Annotated in this window: 3 protein-coding genes; all 3 read right to left on the bottom strand. The window is 39.7% G+C overall.

Annotated elements, in window-relative coordinates:
• Window positions 1-134: 134 nt before the first annotated feature.
• The 3 genes from KIV41_RS24570 to KIV41_RS24560 all read right to left on the bottom strand — a co-directional run bounded on the left by KIV41_RS24570 (window position 135) and on the right by KIV41_RS24560 (window position 2,171).
• Complete coding sequence (locus tag KIV41_RS24570; RefSeq protein WP_140278180.1) at window positions 135-638, bottom strand: hypothetical protein; 504 nt, start codon at window positions 636-638, stop codon at window positions 135-137.
• A 155-nt stretch (window positions 639-793) separates the two neighbouring features.
• On the bottom strand, window positions 794-1,255 hold the full coding sequence (locus KIV41_RS24565) for a GNAT family N-acetyltransferase (protein WP_285337846.1): 462 nt from the start codon (window positions 1,253-1,255) through the stop codon (window positions 794-796).
• Window positions 1,256-1,379: 124 nt separating this feature from the next.
• Window positions 1,380-2,171 carry a Cthe_2314 family HEPN domain-containing protein gene (locus KIV41_RS24560; protein ID WP_285337845.1) on the bottom strand — a complete coding sequence of 264 codons (792 nt, stop codon included), beginning with the start codon at window positions 2,169-2,171 and terminating at the stop codon, window positions 1,380-1,382.
• Window positions 2,172-2,309 lie beyond the last annotated feature (138 nt).

Here is a 2,309-nt window from a genome sequence, read left to right as displayed (position 1 = left end):
ATGCCTAACGCCGCGTTAAGTGGTGAGCAACGCAGACCACAGCACTTAAAGTCATGTGCCGTAAACACTAAAGCTGAAGCAAACCAAAAATGCCGAGCGTTGGGAATCCGTCTTAAACGCTTTGTTAGGTGAAACTACCAGAAGCGCCACCATGGTTTTTTTGTGATAGGCGGCTTACTACCTAATTCAGGTATGTTATTTGTACTTATACATTTCGACATATAATTGTCAAAACATTCCCACTGGCCATCTACTTCAATACTAATTTTATTAAATGGAACTCCAGCATCACTAAAACTACTTGGTGCGGTGTTTTCTTTTATCCAAAACAAATGAACATATTGATTTGGGAAACCATCGTCTTGACTATCATTAAATCCTAAGGCTACCAAATCATTGTATTCAAATTTTAATATTACATTTTTTTTACCTCCAAACTCTTTTGTTGATGCATTTACTGCATCGCTATAGTTGCTCCAAAAACAAACTCTATAGATTGATTCTGAACCTAACTTGCGAGAGAATTCGGATATTAAAACTTTGTGAGGGTAGCTTTCCGGAGTCCACATTCTTGCTGAAAACTTATCATTCGTAATTTGCTTTAAACCACTCTCATATGAAACATGGTAAATTTCCATAACTTATCCTTTCACCTAACGCCCAATTAAGGGGTGAGCCACGCGACCACGATACCCAATTTGGACACCGTAATCACTAAACTTGACCCGAACTAAAAATGCCAAGCGTGGGGAATCCCTCTTAAATTGTTTGTTATGTTTTGGTTTTCTGCGGACTAATTAAACTTTTTAAATAGATTATGCCCTGTGACCCTGTACCCAAGGCGAGTGTACAACTTTAAAGCGCCATTATTGCCATTTGCAACATGGAGCTTCATCCTTGTAATACCACTCTGTTTGAGGCGGGATTCAAGACTTTCTAATGCTAATTCGCCATAACCTAAATTGCGATGCTTTTCCTCTATGAAAAGGTCACAAATAAAAGCTGTTGAGTCTTCAGCGCTCTCTACGTACCAAAGATGGCCTATGGATAGTCCCCCCAATTTAATCGAGCAGATAGAGTTACCATCGGTATCAAGCTTATTGGGCAGTCTCATATCAAAATCTAGGGAAGCAAACTCAAAAGAAGTCTTTTCAGAGTAGCCATAATTGGACCTGATAGATCCTGCGTATTCTCGTGTAAAATTTTCGCGAAACCGGTCGAAACAACCAGCCTCCATTTCAAATAGACTTATCACCCTACTCACCTAAATCCTTGGAGTTGATTAAAAACATAACGCCGCATTAAGGTGTGAGTGGCGCTTGGCTATACTTGAGCGAAGCGAAACTGCCAAGCGTTGCGAATCACTCTTAAATGCTTTGTTAGCCATTTTTCCGATGAAGTGAAAAATGTTGAGACCACTCTAACCCATTACGAGAGTTTTGAGATTTTTCCCAGAACTTGTCGCAATATACGCTATAGAACTCGTCTACTAACTCTGTAACCAAAGGTAATAGACATTCGACTTCATCGACAACTTTTGAATAAAGCTTATCACGAGCTTTCTCGTACTCAAGAACCAAGTCATAATCATTTATCTTTCCGTGCCCCTCACACCAAGCCATATTCTTGAACATGCTATCGTCTTCTGTGAACAAGTTAATATGACCTTTATGAGCGCGAGTATTCCTGTCAACACGGAAGCTTTCACCCGATTTATCTATAGCTTTTAATAACTCTACGATCTTAGGATGCTCAACTTTAAGCTCACGCTTTAAGCTTTTTAGATTGAGTTTGTGATCAGGTATATCTTTTTCCAAAGTTTCGATAACAAAATGAAATGCAATATCTCGAATGCTGGCAAACCTTAACAACGCCAAATCAGTTATAGATTTAAGCCAGTCATACCTATTAATTGCTTGCACTGATGAAGGTAAAGGAAGTTGTTCTACACCTAGCATTTGAGGGATAACACGTAGGTCTACAAACTGTTGTTCTAGAGCTTCAAAGCGTCCATTTATCAGTAATGCGTAGGCCATATGAGGATCGTTTTTCGCAAAGTCTTCATAACTTTCGTAGCCATAATGACCTAAGAAATACATACCCATGGAGTCGTATAAAGCTCCTTTAAAGATGGAGTCTTCTAATCCCCACCAGTGATACTCTGTGTTCAAAATTACCTCTTAACTATCAAGATGGCTAACGCCCTGTTAAGGGGTGAGCAATGCAATACCAAAGCCACCGCACACCACCTTAATCACTTCAACCAACGCATAGTGAAAGTGCCACGCGTTGCGAATCCCTCTTGAACA

It is taken from the genome of Vibrio sp. D401a (assembly GCF_030248515.1).
Classification (GTDB): domain Bacteria; phylum Pseudomonadota; class Gammaproteobacteria; order Enterobacterales; family Vibrionaceae; genus Vibrio; species Vibrio rotiferianus.
Note: the sequence above shows the minus strand (reverse complement) of the source record. Positions and strands in the feature narration are given on the sequence as shown.

What these genes read in the sequence shown, in the direction of transcription:
- KIV41_RS24570 (WP_140278180.1), bottom strand. Translation starts at nt 638, where the DNA reads ATGGAAATTTACCATGTTTCATATGAGAGTGGTTTAAAGCAAATTACG.